26 protein-coding genes and 1 tRNA gene are annotated in these 19,418 nt (G+C 62.2%); 15 read left to right on the top strand and 12 right to left on the bottom strand.

All coding sequences use genetic code 11. The features are described 5' to 3' along the window. Positions 1 to 41: 41 nt before the first annotated feature. On the bottom strand, positions 42 to 542 hold the full coding sequence (locus ACZLZY_RS17620; RefSeq protein WP_472935510.1) for a GNAT family N-acetyltransferase: 501 nt from the start codon (positions 540 to 542) through the stop codon (positions 42 to 44). A gap of 195 nt (positions 543 to 737) precedes the next feature. Here ACZLZY_RS17620 and ACZLZY_RS17615 point away from each other — a divergent pair, with 195 nt between their 5' ends. Together ACZLZY_RS17615 and ACZLZY_RS17610 are read left to right on the top strand one after the other, a co-directional pair. Then, positions 738 to 1,589 carry a polysaccharide deacetylase family protein gene (locus ACZLZY_RS17615; RefSeq protein WP_472935509.1) on the top strand — a complete coding sequence of 284 codons (852 nt, stop codon included), beginning with the start codon at positions 738 to 740 and terminating at the stop codon, positions 1,587 to 1,589. Between the two features lie 192 nt (positions 1,590 to 1,781). Then, positions 1,782 to 2,243 (top strand): DUF3828 domain-containing protein, encoded by a 462-nt coding sequence (locus ACZLZY_RS17610; RefSeq protein WP_472935508.1) that lies wholly within the window; start codon positions 1,782 to 1,784, stop codon positions 2,241 to 2,243. A 305-nt stretch (positions 2,244 to 2,548) separates the two neighbouring features. On the opposite strand, the gene ACZLZY_RS17605 is transcribed toward ACZLZY_RS17610, so the two are convergent. Further along, positions 2,549 to 4,198: a flavin monoamine oxidase family protein gene (locus tag ACZLZY_RS17605; RefSeq protein ID WP_472935507.1), complete on the bottom strand. Its 1,650-nt coding sequence runs from the start codon at positions 4,196 to 4,198 to the stop codon at positions 2,549 to 2,551. A 134-nt stretch (positions 4,199 to 4,332) separates the two neighbouring features. Between ACZLZY_RS17605 and ACZLZY_RS17600 the strand changes: the two genes are divergently transcribed. Continuing rightward, positions 4,333 to 4,716, top strand: coding sequence for a PH domain-containing protein (locus ACZLZY_RS17600; protein ID WP_472935506.1), 384 nt, complete (start codon positions 4,333 to 4,335; stop codon positions 4,714 to 4,716). 144 nt (positions 4,717 to 4,860) lie between these two features. Beyond that, complete coding sequence (locus ACZLZY_RS17595) at positions 4,861 to 5,367, top strand: GNAT family N-acetyltransferase (protein WP_472935505.1); 507 nt, start codon at positions 4,861 to 4,863, stop codon at positions 5,365 to 5,367. Between the two features lie 93 nt (positions 5,368 to 5,460). On the opposite strand, the gene ACZLZY_RS17590 is transcribed toward ACZLZY_RS17595, so the two are convergent. Next, positions 5,461 to 5,985, bottom strand: a complete 525-nt coding sequence (locus ACZLZY_RS17590) for a DUF2585 domain-containing protein (RefSeq protein ID WP_472935603.1) — start codon at positions 5,983 to 5,985, stop codon at positions 5,461 to 5,463. 190 nt (positions 5,986 to 6,175) lie between these two features. Further along, on the bottom strand, positions 6,176 to 7,546 hold the full coding sequence (locus ACZLZY_RS17585) for an L-serine ammonia-lyase (RefSeq protein WP_472935504.1): 1,371 nt from the start codon (positions 7,544 to 7,546) through the stop codon (positions 6,176 to 6,178). 207 nt (positions 7,547 to 7,753) lie between these two features. Between ACZLZY_RS17585 and ppa the strand changes: the two genes are divergently transcribed. Then, complete coding sequence (gene ppa / locus ACZLZY_RS17580) at positions 7,754 to 8,305, top strand: inorganic diphosphatase (RefSeq protein WP_472935503.1); 552 nt, start codon at positions 7,754 to 7,756, stop codon at positions 8,303 to 8,305. A 356-nt stretch (positions 8,306 to 8,661) separates the two neighbouring features. Here the strand turns inward: ppa and ACZLZY_RS17575 are convergent, their stop codons facing one another. Beyond that, complete coding sequence (locus tag ACZLZY_RS17575) at positions 8,662 to 8,946, bottom strand: DUF167 family protein (RefSeq protein WP_472935602.1); 285 nt, start codon at positions 8,944 to 8,946, stop codon at positions 8,662 to 8,664. Between the two features lie 44 nt (positions 8,947 to 8,990). Beyond that, positions 8,991 to 9,293: a YggT family protein gene (locus tag ACZLZY_RS17570; protein WP_472935601.1), complete on the bottom strand. Its 303-nt coding sequence runs from the start codon at positions 9,291 to 9,293 to the stop codon at positions 8,991 to 8,993. A 266-nt stretch (positions 9,294 to 9,559) separates the two neighbouring features. On the opposite strand from ACZLZY_RS17570, the gene ACZLZY_RS17565 reads away from it, so the two are divergent. The 3 genes from ACZLZY_RS17565 to ACZLZY_RS17555 all read left to right on the top strand — a co-directional run bounded on the left by ACZLZY_RS17565 (position 9,560) and on the right by ACZLZY_RS17555 (position 12,305). Then, a tRNA-Ala gene (locus ACZLZY_RS17565) sits at positions 9,560 to 9,635 on the top strand. Between the two features lie 220 nt (positions 9,636 to 9,855). Beyond that, complete coding sequence (locus ACZLZY_RS17560) at positions 9,856 to 10,092, top strand: toprim domain-containing protein (RefSeq protein ID WP_472935502.1); 237 nt, start codon at positions 9,856 to 9,858, stop codon at positions 10,090 to 10,092. 179 nt (positions 10,093 to 10,271) lie between these two features. Then, positions 10,272 to 12,305 (top strand): hybrid sensor histidine kinase/response regulator, encoded by a 2,034-nt coding sequence (locus tag ACZLZY_RS17555; RefSeq protein ID WP_472935501.1) that lies wholly within the window; start codon positions 10,272 to 10,274, stop codon positions 12,303 to 12,305. 101 nt (positions 12,306 to 12,406) lie between these two features. Here the strand turns inward: ACZLZY_RS17555 and ACZLZY_RS17550 are convergent, their stop codons facing one another. Continuing rightward, positions 12,407 to 12,784, bottom strand: a complete 378-nt coding sequence (locus ACZLZY_RS17550) for a helix-turn-helix transcriptional regulator (protein WP_472935500.1) — start codon at positions 12,782 to 12,784, stop codon at positions 12,407 to 12,409. A 60-nt stretch (positions 12,785 to 12,844) separates the two neighbouring features. Beyond that, positions 12,845 to 13,153, bottom strand: a complete 309-nt coding sequence (locus ACZLZY_RS17545) for a helix-turn-helix domain-containing protein (protein ID WP_472935600.1) — start codon at positions 13,151 to 13,153, stop codon at positions 12,845 to 12,847. Positions 13,154 to 13,569: 416 nt separating this feature from the next. Here ACZLZY_RS17545 and ACZLZY_RS17540 point away from each other — a divergent pair, with 416 nt between their 5' ends. The 4 genes from ACZLZY_RS17540 (at position 13,570) to ACZLZY_RS17525 (ending at position 15,751) form a co-directional block, all read left to right on the top strand. Continuing rightward, the gene (locus ACZLZY_RS17540; protein ID WP_472935499.1) at positions 13,570 to 13,821 is read left to right on the top strand and encodes a DUF2934 domain-containing protein; all 252 of its coding nucleotides are present in this window, start codon (positions 13,570 to 13,572) and stop codon (positions 13,819 to 13,821) included. 52 nt (positions 13,822 to 13,873) lie between these two features. Next, entirely contained in the window at positions 13,874 to 14,125 is a 252-nt protein-coding gene (locus ACZLZY_RS17535; RefSeq protein WP_472935498.1) for a hypothetical protein, read from the top strand. Positions 14,126 to 14,721: 596 nt separating this feature from the next. Next, a complete protein-coding gene (locus tag ACZLZY_RS17530; protein WP_472935497.1) occupies positions 14,722 to 15,165 on the top strand; it encodes a helix-turn-helix domain-containing protein in 444 nt (147 codons plus the stop codon). Between the two features lie 148 nt (positions 15,166 to 15,313). Beyond that, on the top strand, positions 15,314 to 15,751 hold the full coding sequence (locus tag ACZLZY_RS17525; RefSeq protein WP_472935496.1) for a response regulator: 438 nt from the start codon (positions 15,314 to 15,316) through the stop codon (positions 15,749 to 15,751). Between the two features lie 144 nt (positions 15,752 to 15,895). On the opposite strand, the gene ACZLZY_RS17520 is transcribed toward ACZLZY_RS17525, so the two are convergent. Beyond that, positions 15,896 to 16,039, bottom strand: coding sequence for a DUF1127 domain-containing protein (locus ACZLZY_RS17520; protein ID WP_472935495.1), 144 nt, complete (start codon positions 16,037 to 16,039; stop codon positions 15,896 to 15,898). Positions 16,040 to 16,300: 261 nt separating this feature from the next. Here ACZLZY_RS17520 and ACZLZY_RS17515 point away from each other — a divergent pair, with 261 nt between their 5' ends. Beyond that, complete coding sequence (locus ACZLZY_RS17515; protein ID WP_472935494.1) at positions 16,301 to 16,471, top strand: hypothetical protein; 171 nt, start codon at positions 16,301 to 16,303, stop codon at positions 16,469 to 16,471. Between the two features lie 97 nt (positions 16,472 to 16,568). Here ACZLZY_RS17515 and ACZLZY_RS17510 read toward each other — a convergent pair whose 3' ends face one another. Together ACZLZY_RS17510 and ACZLZY_RS17505 are read right to left on the bottom strand one after the other, a co-directional pair. Next, entirely contained in the window at positions 16,569 to 16,766 is a 198-nt protein-coding gene (locus tag ACZLZY_RS17510) for a hypothetical protein (protein ID WP_472935493.1), read from the bottom strand. Between the two features lie 149 nt (positions 16,767 to 16,915). Beyond that, positions 16,916 to 17,191 (bottom strand): helix-turn-helix transcriptional regulator, encoded by a 276-nt coding sequence (locus ACZLZY_RS17505; RefSeq protein WP_472935492.1) that lies wholly within the window; start codon positions 17,189 to 17,191, stop codon positions 16,916 to 16,918. Between the two features lie 71 nt (positions 17,192 to 17,262). Between ACZLZY_RS17505 and ACZLZY_RS17500 the strand changes: the two genes are divergently transcribed. Then, complete coding sequence (locus tag ACZLZY_RS17500; protein WP_472935491.1) at positions 17,263 to 18,018, top strand: SOS response-associated peptidase; 756 nt, start codon at positions 17,263 to 17,265, stop codon at positions 18,016 to 18,018. 127 nt (positions 18,019 to 18,145) lie between these two features. Then, positions 18,146 to 18,556: a helix-turn-helix domain-containing protein gene (locus tag ACZLZY_RS17495; RefSeq protein ID WP_472935490.1), complete on the top strand. Its 411-nt coding sequence runs from the start codon at positions 18,146 to 18,148 to the stop codon at positions 18,554 to 18,556. A gap of 289 nt (positions 18,557 to 18,845) precedes the next feature. Here the strand turns inward: ACZLZY_RS17495 and ACZLZY_RS17490 are convergent, their stop codons facing one another. Continuing rightward, positions 18,846 to 19,241, bottom strand: a complete 396-nt coding sequence (locus ACZLZY_RS17490; protein ID WP_472935489.1) for a helix-turn-helix domain-containing protein — start codon at positions 19,239 to 19,241, stop codon at positions 18,846 to 18,848. Positions 19,242 to 19,418: the final 177 nt, after the last annotated feature.

Here is a 19,418-nt window from a genome sequence, read left to right as displayed (position 1 = left end):
CGGGGCTTCGGCTCCGCCTTTTTTTCGTTCAGGCCGGCGTCTCAGAGCCGTTTCTGCAGGAACATCCGCGGCTGGCCGGCGGTGAAGTCGGCGATCTCGCCGCAGACCTCGAAACCCTCGCGTTCGTAGAGGCGGCGGGCGGCCGGGTTGAAGGTATCGAGGAAGATGCCGCGGCAGAGACGGCGCCGCGCCTCGGCCTCGGCGGCGGCGAGCAGCCGGGCGGCGAAGCCTTGACCGCGCAGCGTCTCGTCGACCCAGACCTTCTCGATGTAGAGCCAGCCCCAGGCGGTGTAGCCGATCACCCCGCCGACGACGCCCTCCCCGCTGCGCAGGAGCGCCGCGAGCGTCTGCCGGTTCGACGGGCCGACCGTCGACGCGTTGAAGCCGACGAGGCCCGCCACCACCCGCGCGGCATCCTCGGCGCCGGGAGCGTCGGTGACCTCGATCTCGATCGCTGTGGCTGTCGCTGACGGAGCCTGCCCCGCGGGCACTTTAGCCGAAGGGTCCCGCTTCGGGTCCACAGCGTCTGTATCGCAAGTCATGCAGTCCTCCCCCACCTCATCCCGGCACTCTCCAAGTGAGATCGACGTCAGCGGGCTTCCAGCTGCGCCATGGCGCGCCGCCAACGCCCAACCTGCACCAGACCTTACCACGCCGCCGGTCGGGGGCGAGCGGTGTAGGAGACTGTTAACCATGATTGCGTAAACCGCGGAGGCATTAAGAGAAAAGAGATTTGCATGATCAGGTCGTTTTCCACCCTTGCCGCCGCCTGTTGCCTGATCTTGAGCGCCGGTTGTGCCAATCTCCCGAAGAACACCGCGGGCATGCTGGCGCCGAAGCCGTTGGCCTTCGCCGATGCCGCCACAGAAGGCGTGCCGCTGCGGATGGCCGGGCCGTTTCTCGGCGACCGAAAGACGGCGCTGACCGGGAGGACGATCCTCGTCAAGTCGGTCAAGGACCTCGTGCTCCAGAAAGGCGAGGTCGTCCTCACCTTCGACGATGGCCCCTCGCCGAAATACACCGACCGCATTCTCGACACGCTCGACACCAACGGCGTCAAGGCGACGTTCCTGATGGTCGGCAGCATGGCGCGCGCCTACCCGTCCATGGTGCGCAAGGTCGCCGCCCATGGTCACACCATCGGCTCGCACACCCAGCACCATGCCGATCTCGCGAAACTCTCGACCGAAAAAGCGCTCGGTGAAATCCGCGAGGGGCAGGAGAGCATTGCGGCGGCGCTGACGCCGATGCGGGTGCAAGCCGCGCCGTTCTTCCGCTTTCCCTATCTCTCCGACACCAAGGCGCTCCGCCACGCGCTGGCCGCGGGCGGTACCGTCGTCATCGATGCCGACGTCGATTCGAAGGACTATTTCGTCAGCACGCCGGACGAGGTCGCGAGCCGCAGCATCGCCCGCCTCGACCAGCGGGGATCCGGCATCATCCTGTTCCACGACATCCACGGCCGAACGGCGGCGATGCTGCCGGAGTTTCTGGCGGGGCTGAAGCGCCGCGGCTACACCGTGGTGAACATCGTCCCCTCGAACTCGCACCAGTCGCTGCAGAACCTTCTGATCGGCGCCGGCACCTGATCCGGTAAGCTACCCTCTAAGGGGCATCGCACCGCAGATGGTTGGGATGTTGGACGGCGACCCCGCCGCCGGCAGGATCCGCAACGGTTCCCGGCGGCCCGCAGTCGCGACTGAAAGCCGCTCACGGCGTCTCTGTCCGCCGGCGATCGGCTCTGTTAATCCTCGGCGTCACCGTTCGGCGAGGATGATCCGATGCGCCTGCCTGTCCTTCTCTTCCTGTTTCTCTCCGCCCTCCTGTCGAGCCCGGCACGGGCCGAGCCCTTCGCCAGCCCGGAGGCGGTGCTGACCGCGCTCTACGCTCCCTATCTCGAGGACATCAGCGTCGAGGACTACAAGCCGTTCTTCTCGGACCGGCTGAACGGGCTCTATGCCGCCGACGAGGCGAAGACGCCGGAGGGCGAGATCGGCGCACTGGACTTCGATCCGGTGATCGCCGGCCAGGATTTCAAGATCACCAACCTCAAGATCGGCACGCCGAAGATTTCAGGCTCCGGCGCCAGCGTCACCGTCGGCTTCGACAACATGGACGACCCGACGGTGCTCTACTACAGCCTGGTCAAGGAGCACGGCGGCTGGAAGGTCGACGACATCGAGTCGCGGGGCAAGGATTTCCCCTGGAAGCTCAGCACCCTGTTCGAAGAGGCCGGCGAGTAAGGTTTTGCTTGCAGCAGCTGGTAGCCTTCGGTTTCGCTCGTCAGACAGTCCGGTGCGTTGATCGACAGGATCGCCTCAGGTCCTGACGGCACAATTACTGCAACACTTCGGCAAAGTGCAGACCTTCACGATCGTCATACTCGCGCGCAGCGCGGGGACCCATGCCTCTCCGTTTCAGCCACCGTTTCTGCGAAGAACAAGCGCTGCAAAGCAGAGCAAAATTGCTTCCGAGGTCTCGGCATGGGTCCCCGCGCTGCGCGCGAGGATGACGAAATTCTACTGGTTGCGACAATACCGCCTGCTGATCAGTCGCTGAGCCGCACCGGCTTCAGCTCGTTCCAGACGTCGCCGGGCCCCGGATTGTCGGCGGGCGACTTGCCACCGAACTGCGCCATCACGCCCCAGACGGCGTTGAGCGCGGTCTGCACGGCGCCCTCGACCCAGCCGGGGGTGAACGAGACGTCGTCGCCCGCGAGGAAGATGCCGCGCTCGACCGGCGGCAGCGCTGCCTGCATGAAGTGCTCGTACATGCGGTCGTTGTAGCGGTAGTGGCCCGGCAGCGCGCCCTTGAAGGCGCCAAGGAAGTTCGGGTCCGATTCCCAGGAGACGGTGATGGGATCGCCGATGATGTGGCCGGCGATGTCGACCGTCGGATAGATCTTCGCCAGCGCGTCGAGCGCCAGCTCGACCCGCCGCTCGGCGGTGAAGGGCAACATCTTCAGCGCGTCCGACATCCAGGAATAGGTGAGGCAGATCACCCCCGGCTGGCCCGGCCCGTTGTCGAAGAGATAGGTGCCGCGGGTCAGTCGGTCGGTCAGCGTCATCGACATCACGTCGTGGCCGGTGAGTGGGTCCTTGTCCTTCCAGAACGGCCGGTCGACCATCACGAAAGTCTTCGATGACTGCATGTAGCGGGTGCGGTCGAGCGCCATCCAGAGCTTCTGGCTGAACAGGCTCTCCTCGGTCTTGATCGCGGTGGTCAAGAGCCAGCTCTGGCAAGTCGCGAGCACGGCATCATAGCTGTTGCGCCGGCCCCAGCGGTCGATCACCTCGAGATGCCCGCCCGGCAGCCGGTTGATCGCCACCGCGGCCGGGCGTGTCGCGCCGTGGTTGAGGTCGGCAAGGCTCGTGCCGGCCGGCCAGTGCGCCATCTTCTCCGGCACCTTGCGCCAGATCCCCTGCGGCACCTGCTCGGCGCCGCCGACGATGTAGTGCTGGTCGTCGTCGAAGCCGAGCGCATTGACGCGCAGGATCTCCAGCATCGAGTTCGGAAAGTCCGAATCCCAGCCGCCGGTGCCGAAGCCGACCTGGCCGAACACCTCGCGGTGGCGGAAGGTGAGTTTTTGGAACGGCTTCGAGGTCGTGACGAAGTCGTAGAAGGTCCGCTCGTCCCAAAGCGAGACGAGGGGGTTCCAGATCGCCTTCACCGCCGCAGCGTCGCGGGCGGCGATCGCGGCCTTCAGCGAGGCATAGCCGAACCCTTCCTCCAGCGCGTCGGCATAGGCGGCGGCGACTTCCTGGAACAGCGGCGGCAGGTCGGCCAGCGTCTCGGCGTAGAAGTGCTCGCTTTCGAGGTCGACCACCGTCGAGCCGGCGGCCGCCGTCAGCGGATTGGGAAAGGGACGCGTGGCGAGGCCGAGGTCGTCGACATAGTGGAAGAAGGCGCTGGAGGTGCGGGGAAAGCGCATGGCGCCGAGCTCGGCGACGATGCCGGCGGCGCCCTCGAAGGCCTGCGAGCGCAAACGGCCGCCGAGCTGGCCGGATTCGTAGACCACCGGCTTCAGTCCGAGCTTCATCAGCTCGTGCGCCGCGACCAGCCCGGCCATCCCAGCGCCGATGATCGCGACCTCCGCGCCGTACTTCGCGGCCGGGATCTCGCCGAGGCCCGACGGATGCTTCAGCCAGCTGTCGAAGGCGAAGGGAAAGTCCGGCCCGAAACTCGACGCGCCGCTCATCGCAGAACCATCCGACTGTTCATGGCGTCCACCCCCGCGCCCCGGCGGCGCCGTCGACTGATAGCCGCCCCGACCTATATGCGGCAAGCACGGTAGCAGCCGCGGCGCGGCGTCATTCGATGGAGAGAATGCACATGGGACTCTTGTCCGGACTGCTCGGCCTTGCCAGCGACGTCGATGTCGAAGGCGTCCGGCGCGACCTCGAACCGATCCTGGTGCCGGACGAGGAGATCGACCTCGCCTTCTCCATCGTCCGCGACCTGATGGTGTTCACCAGCCACCGGCTGATCCTCGTCGACAAGCAAGGCGTCACCGGCCGCAAGCGCGAGATCCATTCGATCCCCTACCGCTCGATCACCATGTTCTCGCTGGAAACCGCCGGCAGTTTCGACACGGATGCAGAACTGACGATCTGGATTTCCTCGCAAGGCACGCCGGTAACCCGGCAATTGTCGCGTTCTTCCAACGTTGCCGGTATTCAGCGCGCCCTCGCCACAGGTGTGCTGCAGCGCAAATAACGGTGCAAAGCAGCGGACTGTGTCAATCCGTCGTTGACCATGACCGGCCGGTACGATTCCTTAGGCACAGGATCACTTCGCAGTGATTTGAAGTAAATGGATGGAACAGGCGGATCGAACCTTCGCCCTTATGGTTACCAAAGCATGAAGACGATAGCCGCCGAAGTAAGATTTGCTGAAGAAGGTGACGCAGCCGACCTGGCTTCGGTGCACGCAGCGTCATGGCAAGGCGCCTATCGCGGCATCATTCCCTATTCGTCGTTGACGCGCATGCTGCAGCGGCGCGGGCCGGACTGGTGGCGGCAGGCGATCGGCAACCGGGCGGCGATCCTCGTCATCGAGTTCGACGGCGAGATCGCCGGCTATGCCACGCTCGGGCGCAACCGCACCAAGGCGCTGCTGGCCGACGGCGAGATCTACGAGCTCTATCTGCAGCCGAAATTCCAGGGGCTCGGCTTCGGCCGGCGGCTGTTCGCGGCGGCGCGTGACCTGCTGCGCACCCGCGGCATGAACGGCATTGCCGTCTGGGCGCTCGCCGACAACGACAATGCGATGGAATTTTATGGCGCCCTCGGCGGCGCCGACGTTGCCGAGGGTGAAGAGACATTCGAAGAGACGACGTTGCGCAAGGTCGCCTTCGTCTGGCGATAGGCCGACCGCGTTCAGAAGTGCGCTCCTCGTACTGCGCTTTCATCCCGCTCGTTCGATGCCGCCCAATCCGGCTTGAAGGCTACCCCATGAGGGTCAGAGCGCGCTTTGCCAGTCCTTCACCGCCTGCAGCGGCCAGACGAGCATCAGGACATTCAGCGTCAGGTTGTCCCGGACCATAACCGCCGCGAAGACCTCGAAGAACAACGCGATCGCCACCGTCAGCCAGACCGGCAGGCGTCCGGCGAGGACAAAGCCGAGCATCATGAAGCCGATGTCGCTCATCGAGTTCAGCACGCTGTCGCCGGTATAGTCGAGCGCGATCGTCGCCGCGCGGTAGCGGCTGATGACCAGCTGGCTGTTCTCGAGAATCTCCCAGGCAGCCTCCAGCGCCACCGCCATCGCCATCGCCAGCCGAAGTCCCAGCGGCTGGCCGCGGGCAATCCACCGGAACAGGGCGAAGAACAGGAAGCCGTGGATCAGGTGCGAAGGCGAGTACCAGTCAGAAAGCTGCTGCGAGTTTTCCGGGCTGTTCACCCCGCCGTTCCACAGCGAGACGGTCCCGCAAGGACAGATCGGCACCCGGCCCATCGCGAGGAGGATCGCGGCGGTCGCGGCCATCAGCGCCAGCACGAGGAGGATGTGCCACGGGGCAGAGCGGGCGTTGCTGGGCATTCGAACTCCGGAAGAAAGGGCGGGCACCGGGAAACAAGGCGCGCGAACCGGCGGGCTTCGGCTCTCGGTTAAATGTCGACCGGATGCAAGGCCGCCGTGTCAGTTCCGCAGCCCCGGAGGTGCGAAACGAGGCTTCTCAGCACTCCGGAAAATTCACGGCCAGGCCCCCTTGCGACGTCTCCTTGTATTTCGACTGCATGTCCCGCCCGGTCTCCCGCATGGTGTGGATTACCTTGTCGAGCGAGACGACATGGCGCCCGTCGCCGCGCAGCGCCAGCGACGCCGCCTGGATGGCGCTGACGGCGCCGAAGGCGTTGCGCTCGATGCAAGGGATCTGCACGAGGCCGCCGATCGGGTCGCAGGTGAGGCCGAGATGGTGCTCCATGCCGATCTCCGCGGCGTTCTCGATCTGCGCGATCGTGCCGCCGAGCGCTGCGGCGAGCCCCGCCGCGGCCATCGAGCAGGCGACGCCGACCTCGCCCTGGCAGCCGACTTCGGCGCCGGAGATCGAGGCGTTCATCTTGAACAGGCCGCCGACCGCGGTGGCGGTGAGGAGGAAGTCGCGCGCGCCTGCCATCGCCGCGCCCGGGCAGTGCTCGCGGAAATAGCGCAGCACCGCCGGCATGATGCCCGCTGCGCCGTTGGTCGGCGCGGTGACGACGCGCCCGCCCGCGGCATTCTCCTCGTTGACGGCGATGGCGTAGAGGCTGACCCAGTCCATGATCTGATGCGGCGGCCGGTCGTTGGCGGTGCGCTCGGCTTCCAGCTTCTCGCGCAGCGCCGCGGCCCGCCGGCGAACCTGCAGGCCGCCCGGCAGCTCGCCCTTGCGGGTCAGGCCGCGGTCGATGCAGTCCATCATCGCGCGGTGAACCAGCGCGATGTGCGCCTCGACCTCCTCGGCCGGCCGCAGCGCGCACTCGTTGCGGAACACCATTTCGGCGATCGACAGGCCGTGTTCCTCGCCGAGCGCCATCAGCGCGCGGCCGCTGCGGAAGGCGAAGGGCACCGGGCGCTCGTCGGCGGAGAGCTGGCCGACCTCCGCCTCCTCGACGATGAAGCCGCCGCCGACCGAGCACCAGCGCTGGGCCAGAAGGACGGCCCCGTCCGCATTGAGCGCTGCGAAGGCGAGCGTGTTGGGGTGCTGCGGGGTTTCCGAGATGCCGTCGAAGACGATGTCGAGGGCGGGGTCGAAGTCGATCGGGGCCCCGCCGCCGAAGGCGAGCCGCTTCTCCTTCGACAAAGCCGCGACGGTCGCGTCGGCGGCATCGGCATCCACCGTCTCCGGCCGCATGCCGGCAAGGCCGAGGATCACCGCCTTGTCGGTGCCGTGGCCCTTGCCGGTCCAGGCGAGCGAGCCGAAAAGGTCGACCCGCAGTCTCACCGTCCGCCCGACGAGGCCTTGCTGCCGTGCCGCCTCGGCGAACATGAAGGCGGCCTTCATCGGCCCGACCGTGTGCGACGAGGACGGGCCGATGCCGATCTTGAAGAGCTCGAAAATGCTGATCATGCCCGTCTCCAGAATGCGTCCCGGCTGCGGATCCGGGACAGAGCGAGGATAGGCAGGCCGCGTGTCGCCACCGTGTCCATCCGCGACATCGGCGGGGTCGCCGTACGGGTCGCGGTAACCTTGCGCAGCGCCCGAACACGCCGCCGTGTTGCACGGCCGCTCGCTTCCCGGTAAGCAGCGCGCATTATCCGAAGGAAGGTTATTTCCATGCGCATCGACGCCATCCCGCGGGGCAACAACCCGCCCGAAGACATCAACGTCATCATCGAGTGCCCGGTCGGCGGCCACCCCATCAAGTACGAGATGGACAAGGAAGCCGGCGCGCTGTTCGTCGACCGCTTCCTCTATACGCCGATGACCTATCCCGGCAATTACGGCTTCGTGCCGCACACCCTGTCCGACGATGGCGACCCGATCGACGTGCTGGTGTGCAACACCCGCCCGCTGTTCCCCGGCTGCGTCATCAACTGCCGGCCGATCGGCGTGCTGATCATGGAAGACAACAGCGGCCAGGACGAGAAGATCCTCGCCGTGCCGTCGCCGAAGCTCACCCGCCGCTACGAGAACGTCACCGAATACAACCAGCTGCCGGAAATCTCGCTGCAGCAGATCGCCCACTTCTTCGAGCACTACAAGGATCTCGAGCCCGGCAAATGGGTGAAGATCGGCGACTGGGGCGACAGCGCCATGGCCAAGAAGCTGATCCTCGAGGCCGTCGACCGCGACGCCGCCTACAAGGCCGGCACGCTGCAGAAGTAAGCGCGCCTTCCAGCGCCTGACAACGACCGCGTCGGCCCTGCCGGCGCGGTCGTTGTCGTTTTCGGGGCAGGCTATTCCGCACGGAAGGCGCCACCCGCTCGAAGTTTCGTCATCCTCGCGCGTAAGCGCGGGGACCCATGCCGAGGCGCGGAAGGCGACACTACGGTGGACGTAACCTGCCAACTCCTGGGCCGGACAGCGATGCCATAGCAGAGGCATGGGTCCCCGCGCTGCGCGCGAGGATGACGACCGTCGAGGTCAGGTCCCTTAACGCATGATCGTCGAGGTCAGCTCCCTAAGCGCGCGACCGTTGAGGTCAGCTCCCTTCACGCGGGATCGGTGAGGTCGCGCCCTTCCTAATGGCCGCCGGCGAGCAGGCTCTCGAGCCGCGCCAGAGCGTCCGACAGCGCCGCGGAATCACCGTTGGCGACCACCGTCTTAACGCGCCCCTTGCCGCCGCTCGCGAGCGACAGGCTGGATTTCGGCAGTTTCAGGGATTTCGACAGCAGCGCGATGAGGGCGGCATTCGCCGCACCGTCCTCGGGCAAGGCCCGCACCCTGGCGATCAGCACGGCACGACCGTCCGGCGCGGCGCCGATGCCGTCGATCCGGTCGGCGGAGGCTTTCGGCGTCAGCCGGATGCGGAGCGAGAGCCCCTCCGGCAGGCGCTCGAAGAAGGCCTCGCTCAGATGCCGGCCCGCACCACGGCCGGCGCGATGTAGAGGACGATCAGTTGCTGCAGGAAGAAGATCGCGAGCAACACCACCAGCGGCGACAGATCGATGCCGCCGAGATCCGGCAGCACGCGGCGGATCGGCCGGTACAGCGGCTCGGTGGCGCGGTAGAGGAAGCGCCCGACCTGATCGACGAACTGGTTGCCGGGATTGACGATGTTGAAAGCGTAGAGCCAGGAGACGATCGCCGACAGGATGATCAGCCACCACAGCATATCGAGAACGAGGAGGACGACTTGCAGGACAGCGAGCATGGCGAAGCCTTCGTGGAGATCGGCCTTCATCTAACGATGCCGCCCTTGCCGCGCAAGGCGTTGGCCCCGAGCGATCGCCGGCATCGTTACCGCTCCGGCAAGACGATCAACGGCCGCATCCGGCTGCACTGTCGCCGCAGGCCTTTCGCCTCCCGGCCCGGGTTCGGTGCCGGGCCGCGCCGTCCCGTCGGGCCGTATCGCCGACACATCATCCCGGCGCTTGACACTCCCTGTCCCCACGCTCTAGATGCAGCCGTCTGGTGGATGGGGCTGTAGCTCAGTTGGGAGAGCGCGTCGTTCGCAATGACGAGGTCAGCGGTTCGATCCCGCTCAGCTCCACCAGAACCCCTTCCTAACTTATTGTTTTCATTTCAATTTCGGCTAGCGAGCCGGAGGCTTCCCCACTCCGGTCCCCACTTTTGCTTTCGGCTGGCGCCCTCGTCTCCTTCCAAGGTCAGCATCATGGCTGACGGCAGGTTGTCCGAACAGTGGCCGTTCCCGCCGCCGATCCTTTCTCGCCTGCAGGCCTGCAGCTATCTCTGCATTGGGGCCAAGGAGTTCGTTGGATTTGTCGCCAACGGAAGTCATCGGGGTTGCCGAGCGCATCGAGACGGCGCTGTCTGCCTTGATCATCCATGACGTGTCCACCTGGGCGGCGCTGACGGCCGGACTGCGACAGCGATGCGCGCCACCCGCAGCCGTCAAGATGGTTTTCATCTACGGCGACAACGACCACAGCGCGACTGGTCAGGCGGCTGCATTCGCCTTGTGCTCTCGCCTCAACCATAAGAGCCGGTAGGCATTCGTCGAGCTGCCACTGATGGGCCGGGGCTGGAATGACATGCCGGCAGGTAGGAGGACTTCGGAAAGAACACTTTCGGTTGGGATTTAAACCATTCAGAGTGACCGTTGGAGTACCTTCTTCCCGCATATAGGCATGTCGCCTGAATCGGAAGTGATCTGGAAGGCCTGCGTCGCATGAGTGATCCCTTTCCCTTCCCGCAAGGGCTGGACACTGGCGATGGAGAATTGAAAGCACAGCTGGAAGAGCGGGTGGCCTGGTTCGAGGCACTGGCGGGCTCGATCGATCAGATGATCTGGTCGACGCGCCCCGATGGCTTCCACGATTTCTACAATCAGCGTTGGTACGATTTCACCGGGGTTCCGGCAGGCACTACGGATGGTGAAGCCTGGAACGGAATGTTCCATCCTGACGATCAGGAAATGGCGTGGGGCATCTGGCGCCGCTGCCTGGAGACAGGCGAGCCTTACCATATTGAATATCGTCTGCGGCACCGGTCTGGCAAATATCGATGGGTGCTCGGTCGAGCTCAGCCTGTACGCGATACCTTAGGACGGATTACACGGTGGTTCGGGACCTGCACCGACATCCAGGAGATTGTCGAAGCACGCGAGGTCTTGTCTCGAGCCCGAGATGAGCTTGAAAGGCAAAGCGAGGAGCGCAGACAGGCTCTCCTCCTCTACGAAAACATCTTCCAAAGCCACAGCTCGCCCATCTGCGCATTCGATGCGGACTTTCGCCTGATCGCCTTCAACAAGGCGCATAACGATGAGTTTTTCCGAGTAAACGGCTTCATGACGAAGATCGGGGATGTCTTCCCTGACCTCTTCGTTCCAGAGCAGAGGCCTGTCATGCGGGCGCTGATGGCACGTGCGTTGACAGGGGAACGGTTCACGACGGAGGAGGAGTTCGGCAACCCCGAGATCGGCAAGCCGGCCTGGCAGTTGACCTATGCTCCGCTCCACGATGAGGAAGGTCGTATCATCGGAGCCTTCCACAATGCCGAGGACATCAACGCTCGCCTGATGGCGCAGGCGGAAATGAACGTTATGCAGGAGGCTCTACGCCAGTCACAGAAGATGGAAGCTGTCGGGCAGCTCACCGGTGGCTTGGCGCACGACTTCAACAACCTGCTTGCCGGTATCAGCGGATCGCTGGAGATGATGCAAACGCGGATCACACAGGGACGCGCTGCCGAGATCGACCGTTACATGCTGGGTGCTCAAGGGGCTACCAAGCGCGCCGCCGCTTTGACCCATCGCCTTCTTGCCTTCTCACGTCGTCAGACCCTTACTCCAAAGCCTACGGACGTGAACCGTCTCGTAGCGGACATGGAGGAATTGGTCCGAAGGACGGTGGGGCCAGAGATCGGCGTTGAGACCGTTGCCAAGGGAGGACTTTGGTCAACGCTCGTCGATCCTAACCAGCTCGAAAATGCTCTTCTCAACCTTTGCATCAATGCACGCGATGCCATGCCGGATGGCGGCAAGATCACAATTGAGACCAGCAACCGCTGGCTTGACCCACGTGCCGCTCAAGAAAGGGACCTGCCACCGGGTCAGTACGTGTCCATGTGCGTCTCGGACAATGGCGTCGGCATGACGCAGGACGTGATTTCGAAGGCATTCGATCCGTTCTTCACCACGAAGCCGATCGGCGTCGGCACTGGGCTTGGCCTCTCCATGATCTACGGCTTTGCGCGCCAGTCGGGCGGGCAGGTCCGCATTTATTCGGAGGTCGGGCAGGGCACGATGGTCTGCGTCTATCTGCCGAGAAATCATAGGGACGAGGTTAGCGTTGAACTTCTGTCCTCTACCGAAATGTCCGTTGCCGAGCATACCGGTGAGGTTGTCCTCGTCATTGATGACGAGCCCCTTGTTCGAATGCTGGTGGTGGATGTGCTGGAGGACCTCGGGTACACGACGGTCGAAGCTGGTGATGGACCATCTGGCTTAAAAGCGCTCCAAGCGATGACCAAAATCGATTTGCTGATAACGGACGTCGGATTGCCCAATGGCATGAACGGGCGCCAAGTAGCTGACGCGGCCCGCGAGCTGCTGCCGGACCTGAAGGTATTGTTCATCACCGGCTATGCAGAGAACGCGGTCTTAAGCCACGGGCATTTAGATCCCGGCATGCAGGTGGTAACGAAACCATTTAATATGAACGACCTAGGCCGACGTATCAGGGGCATTATTTCGGGGGAATAGTCTCTCGCGCTGCTAATGTCGCGAGACGTTTGGTCGGTTGCAAAGTCAGCCCGCTTTTCATCCAAATCGGCTTCGTTAAAGGAAGTTTTCAAAGCCAATCGCTATTCCATCGCTGGTGGCGGCAGCACCCGTTTTCGCCTTTTCGGGACCTTGGGTGGCCCAGCTGGGGCGTCCCTATCTCTCTCGGCGTTTTTGAGTGCCACCATGAAGGGATCTTCGGCCTCTCGCTGCGCGGCCCTGATCCGTTGCATGATGGGATCGTCATCATCCTCGACGGCCCCGGTCATCGGCTCGGCCAAGGAATCTATCGCAAGCACGACGCTCTCCCACCGCCAGCGGACGCAGCCGGGCGAGAGCTTCAGCGGCTTCGGCAGGACCCCGCATCTGACAATCGCGTAGACGGTGCTTTCGCTGATCATCAGCTCGTCCGCCAATGTTTTGGAGCTGACATAGGCTGGGCGGCGGTGGTCATCTGACATCGAGGCGCTTCGCTTGGAGCTTGGGTGCAACTGCGGAGGACTGTGGCGCAGCGGGTTCGTCTACCTACTTTGGAGGGAAGCGACGCCGCCAGATTCATACGCCTCGACATCGACCGTTCGAATGCGGAGCAACTTGCCGCCGAACTGGAACGCGGGAATGTCGCCTCGTTTGACCATGTTGCGGATATGCCGTTCGGAGCATGACCATCGTTCCGCGAGGCTGCTGGGGGTGTAGGCACTCGGCTTCCAAGCGGTTGGAGACTGAACCTTTACTTTCGGATCACCACCGGCTGGCAGCCGAGCGAAGGCTATCTCAATCTCCTGCCGATGCCAGACCTCCCGAGATCCGAGACGGCGAGGCTGCGGCATCTCTCCGGTTCTGACCAAGCGCTCGAATTCCTTCGGTTCTATGCCGAGATGGATGCTCGCCTGATCGCGGGAGAGGCCGATCGGCGGAAAGGGCCAATGACCAGGCGTTATAGGAGTATCGCTGTCTCAAGCCGTAGTTTGTACCTCGGGGTCCATCTGATGCACTCCTCCGAATATTTAGAGGCTGCCGCATCATGGATGCCGTCGTCAAAGGCTAGGGTAGAACTTCCCGAGATCGGCATGCGAAATGCCCTCGGCTGCCGACATTATGGCATAACGACCGTCAGGATCTTCCTTCCACCGGGCGATGTGCTCATCGGTAATTCTAAGGGTCAATTTTCCGAACGATGTCGGGCCAGCTTCTTCAGTGAAGGAAATATCCTTCCAGCTAACAGTCTGCATTGTGCTGCGGTCCCATGGCTCTAATTCAGTTGGCAACACATAGGAGCATAAGAAAGCTCCGGCGCAGTGCAACAAAATGGGTGGGCGAGATGACAATTGATAACACGCCGAAAGTTCGGGACCGGGCGTATATCCTGTGGGAGCTAGCAGGGCGTCCGGATGGACGAGAGCATGAGTTTTGGGCGCAGGCTTCCAGTGAGATCGAGGGCGATCGGGAGATCATCCACCGAACCTCGAATGGCAGCCCGGCGGCAGCGAGCCGGTAGCGGAACGACTTTGCTTGGCGGCCCCTTCCTCCTTCAATCAACGGAGGAAATAATGTCCAAGAACAATGACGGCAATCTCGACACAGCGAGCCACGGCGGCGGCATCGGCGACATCTCGCGGCAGCCGGTGGATCAGTCGTCTCAGAACCCCGGCAACGGCGAGCCGGTCATCCTCCCCGACGACGAGGATGGCGTAGGCGTGATCGAGGATGACGACCTAAACAGCGGAGATGATGTGATCTCTGTTGAAGAGGGCGAAGATCCAGACGACGACGCTGACTCGACGCAGGGCATGCCCAGCTAGACGGCCGCATAGAGGAAAGGGGGCAGGTACATCGTACCCACCCCCTTCTTCATTTCATGCCTCAATTTCCGGCGTGATCCAACCCGCCGAGTTCGCAAGGCGGTTGGCCGACCACATCATGCCGATCGAAATCCAGATGCGGAACAGGAGCGGGAAGGGCAGGATCATCTTTCATCCTCATCCCCAGATGCCGCCTTGGCCATGGGAGCCAGCAGCGGTCCAACCCAGCGCAGGCTCGCGATCCTCGTAGGGCCCTCTCCCGTCACCGAGAAGTCCGGGGTCTCTATCGCCACCATCAAACGGCTGGAGGCCATGAAGCGCGATCTGGTTGGAAACACTTCTACCCTCCGAAGCCTCGAAAGAGCCCTCCTGGACAGCGGCGTGCTATTTCTCGAACCTGGCTCAACGGCTGACGGCGGCATTGGCGTTCGGCTTGCCGCGAAAGTCCCGGCATCATCTCTAGCCGTAGACGAACAGGCCGACTGACCTGCGGAGACGCAGGTATCTGAGCGGGCGGAAGGACAGCCGATCCAGCTTCCACCACCCGCCAGGAACTCGCCGCCAATGAATATTCTAACCACGGAAGGAAGCCCACGATGATGGATGGTGAAGAGGTCTACCGGGCACGCCTAGCGGAATGCCTCGCCGCAGCCGAGGCCTCACCCCTTCCTCAGGTTCGAGAGCGTCACCTGACCGCGGCACGGTCCTGGCAGGCCCTTCTCGATGCGGTCATGGAACGGAAGTCCAACGTCATCGCTCTTCAGCAGGCAGCGTCACCAAACGCGGACGAGGAGGATGCGATGAGCGAAACCGATTTCGAAATCCCCGATCCTGTCGTCGAAGCGATCGAGGGCGGCACAACTGCGGTGAAGGCCTTTCGCCAATCCTCAGGGCAATCTCAGCACGATGTCGCCGCCGACGCTGGCATGACAGACGAGCGCCTCGCTGCAATTGAGCAGGGATTGACGCCACATAACCTCGAGCTGGCGGTTCTCTCAGACGTCCTAGATGTGCCAGTGGGCCTGTTGGTCGACAAGTAGGACTGGGCGGGCCGGCGCTGCTCTTACCAAGAAGCGAAGTTGATCTAGGCGATAAGATGCGGCCTGTTCATTAGGGCATTATCCAAAGATTTGATGGCTTCTCTTACATTAAGGAAACCAATTCATTCGAGGCATCATTCAAGATGCCATGAGCAAGATAGCTGATGATCGTCGCCCCTTTGCCCTCGTCGTGGATGACGATGCGCTGATCCTGATGCATGCCATGGACATCCTGTCCGACGCAGGCTTCCGACCACTTGAAGCATGCAGTTTCGAAACAGCCGAAGCAGTCTTGGTCGAGTATGCGAGCGAGATCACGCTGCTTTTCACGGATGTCCATATCTCCGGGGAGCGGGACGGCTTCGATCTGGCGCGCATGACTGCCGAGCGATGGCCAGATATTGGGATCCTTGTGGCGTCGGGACTCGCTGATCCAGAACCCGGGTTCTTGCCAGGCGCCGCTATCTTCCTGCGAAAACCGTTCTCCGCAGAAACGGTTTACGACCGGCTTCAAGAGCTTATACCGGAGGGCAATAAACCCGATCCGTTAAAAAGCAAAACCCGCCAGCACATCCAACCCACTTAGCCAGACGCCAGTCCTACGAACGAAAACGCCCTCGCCGGGGGAGGACCGGCGAAGGCGTCAGGATGTGGCTGTTGCGGTGGGAGGAGCCGCTAGGCCTTTCGCGTCGGATCGGGGAGGAACGACCGCCGCGAAATCGTGAATTCGTTAGCGCACCGACTGACGTGCGAGCTCCGGAATGTTGAAGCGGGAGATGCCGAGGTCGGCAAGCTCACGCTGCGAGAGACGGTTCAGCTCGGCGGCCGTGTTGCGAACCTGACGCCATGTGTTGAAGCGGCGGGCAATGCTCATGGGACTATCCTTAGGATGGCGGCTTCTCGTCGGTGGAAGCCGTTCGGTTCGTTCATTCGACATCCAGAATATGGTCGCATCCCCGGCCAAGCAGTAGCGCCAAGAAGGCATAGGAGCCCTAGCATTCTTCGCTATGTCGTCGGCGCTGGTGAGCCTTGCAGCTGGGGAATATGCCTACCGAAGCACGGCGGCAGCCTCATCCGCTGCGCCACATTTCCATGACCGTCCGCCCATGACATGATTTCCAAAACAGGGGATTACATGAGCTTCAAGACAACGGCCGAAGACAGCTTCACCAAGCACAAGGATTCCCGCGGGGACTGGCTGGTGAAGATCAACCTAAGCGGTCAGCTTCAGCCATCGATCTTCTGCCGAGACGAAGCGCATGCGGACACGGTGATCCGGGAGCAAAAGGCCAAGCGCCAGGTCTAGTTTTCGGATGCCATCGTCGGCGGCGCTGCCCTATCAGGATAGCGCCGCCTTGAAGGGCACCTGCTACAGCGAGACGACGGAACAGACCAGTTATGCGTCAGGCTGGTGATCGACTATCGCCGATCAAGCGTGACTGTAGCTTGCCGGAAGCCGCAGAAGCATCGACTTCCATGTCGACAAGCGTGCGCCAGACTTTCGCTTCCATGGCAAGGGCTGTGTAATGGAGAACTGCACGAGCACGCTCGTCTTTCGGCGTGCCATTGCAACGCCTTTTTTGGTCCGCGTTGTCGTTCATAATGATCCCTTCGGATGATCGGGCACACCGACCGCTTCAGAACTCCTATCAAAGGAATGCGTCCTGACCGTGTGCCCTCCACGAAGGAATTAGCTCCGAAAAGCAGCCTTATCGAAGCCAAATCGCCATGGCAAAATGACGACATTCTGTCATTTGGCATTGTCCCTGTTTCGACGGGCTATTGCGGCATCCAACGAGTTTTCGGCAGGACGCCGCTCGGTAGTGTCATTGGCGTAGGGCAGGCTTTCGATCGCGTCCTCGATCTCATGCCGAAGCCAAATCAGGCGAGTGCCAATCTTGCGCGGCGGCGGCACTTTCCCTTGAGCCACTAGGCTGTCGAACAACGATACGCCAATGCCGATGTGGTGCGCCGCCTGAACCCGCGACATTCCGAATTCGGGCGTGCCGCTGATCGGCTTCGCCATTTCCTATCCTTCCCGTCGACGATCGCGCCAAAGAGACTCCTCTTGGCGGCCGATGATCCCACATCCTTCGCATGTGTAATCTGTATTCGGTCACGAAGGGCCAAGCGGCCATCTTGGAATTCACGCGGGCGATGCGAGATCGGGCGGGCAACATGCCGCCTATGCCGGGCATCTTTCCAGACTATCCGGCGCCGATCGTCGGGACTGTTGACGGCGAGCGCGAACTATCGATGGTGCGATGGGGAATGCCGAGCTCGTCGCAGGCGCTGTTCCAGGCGACGAAGAAGCGTGCTGACAAGCTCGAGGCGAAGGGCAAGCCTTACGACTTCCCCGCCTGGCTGAAGGCCGAACCGGACGCCGGCACCACGAACATCAGGAACACCGCGTCGAAGCACTGGACGCGGTGGCTCGGCCCAGCAAACCGCTGCCTGGTGCCGTTCACCTCCTTCAGCGAATGGGATAGCGCAGCCGGGCAGCCTGTCTGGTTCGCAGCCAATGCCAATCGGCCGTTAATGGCGTTCGCTGGCATCTGGACGACATGGACAAGCGTCCGGAAAGCGCGTGAGAGCGAGGTTACGGTTGATTGCTTTGGCTTCCTTACCACAGAGTTTAACCCGACTGTCGGCGCCATTCACCCCAAGGCGATGCAGGTGATCCTCACTACGGCCAAGGAAATGGACGTGTGGATGCGAGCCGACTGGTCCTTGGCTAAGGCGCTGCAGCAGCCGTTGCCGGAGGGTGTGCTTGCGATTGTGGCAGAGGCAATCGGCAGGACGGCGAAGATCTGCAAAGTGATTGACTACCCTCCGCTACACCTGGCGCCTTAAATGAACGCAATCGTCAACAGCGATGTGCTACCCCGTAGCCCTTCGCCATCAATAAACCTTCCCTAAGAAGAACACCGCCTTCCAGAACCAATCCGCAGCCGCATAGGCCCACATTTCAGGAGCCCTCGTGGCCAAGATTGAAGATGAGTATCCGCATACCATTAGCGACGTCGCTACAATGCTCGGTCTCACGCAGCGGACGCTACGCTTCTACGAAGAGCTCCATTTAATCTCGCCCCAGCGCACCTCTGGCACGCGCCGCCGATACAGCGATGCTGATGTCGCCCACCTGCAGAAAATCACTCGCCTTGCCCGTTTCGGCTTCTCGCTCACTGAGGTAAAGCAGCTGCTTACCTTCAAAACGGAGGATCAGATGATCGGGGAGCTACACCGGCGGCACGACGAGATCTCCACAGAGATTAACCAACTGCAGCAAGTCCTCAGCGAAATTTCGAACGAAATCGCTGTTGCCCGCCAAAAGTCGCAGGGGAAAGCCTCGAGAACGCGCCCTGCCTCAAAGCCAACCTATACGGCGTGACGATCGACGGGGCTGCCCCTTCGAACGATCAAAGGTGAACCGACGAGGACTAAATACGTGAGCCGAACCATACTCTGTACAATCGCCACCACATATCTGGCAGACACTAGGGTCAGACAAGGTCAAAACTTTAAAATGATACACCAGCGTTTAATGGTACTCTAGTGTCAACGCTGAAGCAGTTGCACCGGGCCCGGCGACACTCGGACAAATTGGTGTCGTCGGTTCGTGCGTCCTAACGCCCGCTAACTAGCTGCTGCGTTCACTCGTCGCATTGTTCCAGCGCCGATTAATGAGCCAAGGTTTGAACGAGCTCGACCAATTTCCGCCTAATCAGCCCGTCGGATATGCCCGCAAACGCCTCATTGAGCCGTCGTCCTTCAGTTGTCTTAATGAACAGGGCGACATCATCCGCTAGACCGAGACGAACTTCCTTTGACGAGTCAGTTTCCAACGGCTTGAAAAGTTCGATAAGCTCAACGTCTAGCACTTCAGCTATCTGGTGCAGCTTGCTCGCACTTACACGATTCATTCCGTTCTCATACCGCTGAATTTGCTGAAACGTTACGCCAATCTGCTTGGCCAGCGTCGACTGACTCATATGAATAGTTCGGCGATACGACTTTATCCGCGCTCCAACGCCGGTATCGACTAGGGCCTCGTCCCCGCTGCTGATCTTGACCATCCCGTAAGCAATCCTTGCAATCTGAAAGTGCACTAACGCACCAGCTCGATCGCGACTAGTCCCGCTTACCGGTTCCCCGGCTTCCACTCTCCGCCGCTCATTGCCACACGACGGCACATGCTCAGGATCAGGTGTTCGGCGAGGAGCCTCGCGGCTTCCCCACGTGCCGGCGAATAG

The organism is Mesocryomonas lacus, from assembly GCF_055730135.2.
Note: the sequence above shows the minus strand (reverse complement) of the source record. Positions and strands in the feature narration are given on the sequence as shown.

Excerpts from the sequence above, each read along its gene's own strand:
- ACZLZY_RS17550 (WP_472935500.1), bottom strand. The coding sequence starts at position 12,784 with ATGTCAGATGACCACCGCCGCCCAGCCTATGTCAGCTCCAAAACATTG.
- ACZLZY_RS17605 (WP_472935507.1), bottom strand. The coding sequence starts at position 4,198 with ATGAGCGGCGCGTCGAGTTTCGGGCCGGACTTTCCCTTCGCCTTCGAC.
- ACZLZY_RS17535 (WP_472935498.1), top strand. The coding sequence starts at position 13,874 with ATGTCCAAGAACAATGACGGCAATCTCGACACAGCGAGCCACGGCGGC.
- ACZLZY_RS17545 (WP_472935600.1), bottom strand. The coding sequence starts at position 13,153 with ATGCCGCAGCCTCGCCGTCTCGGATCTCGGGAGGTCTGGCATCGGCAG.
- ACZLZY_RS17585 (WP_472935504.1), bottom strand. The coding sequence starts at position 7,546 with ATGATCAGCATTTTCGAGCTCTTCAAGATCGGCATCGGCCCGTCCTCG.
- ACZLZY_RS17525 (WP_472935496.1), top strand. The coding sequence starts at position 15,314 with ATGAGCAAGATAGCTGATGATCGTCGCCCCTTTGCCCTCGTCGTGGAT.
- ACZLZY_RS17510 (WP_472935493.1), bottom strand. The coding sequence starts at position 16,766 with ATGAACGACAACGCGGACCAAAAAAGGCGTTGCAATGGCACGCCGAAA.
- ACZLZY_RS17505 (WP_472935492.1), bottom strand. The coding sequence starts at position 17,191 with ATGGCGAAGCCGATCAGCGGCACGCCCGAATTCGGAATGTCGCGGGTT.
- ACZLZY_RS17515 (WP_472935494.1), top strand. The coding sequence starts at position 16,301 with ATGAGCTTCAAGACAACGGCCGAAGACAGCTTCACCAAGCACAAGGAT.
- ACZLZY_RS17540 (WP_472935499.1), top strand. The coding sequence starts at position 13,570 with ATGGCTCTAATTCAGTTGGCAACACATAGGAGCATAAGAAAGCTCCGG.
- ACZLZY_RS17490 (WP_472935489.1), bottom strand. The coding sequence starts at position 19,241 with ATGGTCAAGATCAGCAGCGGGGACGAGGCCCTAGTCGATACCGGCGTT.
- ACZLZY_RS17600 (WP_472935506.1), top strand. The coding sequence starts at position 4,333 with ATGGGACTCTTGTCCGGACTGCTCGGCCTTGCCAGCGACGTCGATGTC.
- ppa (WP_472935503.1), top strand. The coding sequence starts at position 7,754 with ATGCGCATCGACGCCATCCCGCGGGGCAACAACCCGCCCGAAGACATC.
- ACZLZY_RS17595 (WP_472935505.1), top strand. The coding sequence starts at position 4,861 with ATGAAGACGATAGCCGCCGAAGTAAGATTTGCTGAAGAAGGTGACGCA.
- ACZLZY_RS17500 (WP_472935491.1), top strand. The coding sequence starts at position 17,263 with ATGTGTAATCTGTATTCGGTCACGAAGGGCCAAGCGGCCATCTTGGAA.
- ACZLZY_RS17590 (WP_472935603.1), bottom strand. The coding sequence starts at position 5,985 with ATGGCCGCGACCGCCGCGATCCTCCTCGCGATGGGCCGGGTGCCGATC.
- ACZLZY_RS17530 (WP_472935497.1), top strand. The coding sequence starts at position 14,722 with ATGATGGATGGTGAAGAGGTCTACCGGGCACGCCTAGCGGAATGCCTC.
- ACZLZY_RS17620 (WP_472935510.1), bottom strand. The coding sequence starts at position 542 with ATGACTTGCGATACAGACGCTGTGGACCCGAAGCGGGACCCTTCGGCT.
- ACZLZY_RS17615 (WP_472935509.1), top strand. The coding sequence starts at position 738 with ATGATCAGGTCGTTTTCCACCCTTGCCGCCGCCTGTTGCCTGATCTTG.
- ACZLZY_RS17520 (WP_472935495.1), bottom strand. The coding sequence starts at position 16,039 with ATGAGCATTGCCCGCCGCTTCAACACATGGCGTCAGGTTCGCAACACG.
- ACZLZY_RS17610 (WP_472935508.1), top strand. The coding sequence starts at position 1,782 with ATGCGCCTGCCTGTCCTTCTCTTCCTGTTTCTCTCCGCCCTCCTGTCG.
- ACZLZY_RS17570 (WP_472935601.1), bottom strand. The coding sequence starts at position 9,293 with ATGCTCGCTGTCCTGCAAGTCGTCCTCCTCGTTCTCGATATGCTGTGG.
- ACZLZY_RS17555 (WP_472935501.1), top strand. The coding sequence starts at position 10,272 with ATGAGTGATCCCTTTCCCTTCCCGCAAGGGCTGGACACTGGCGATGGA.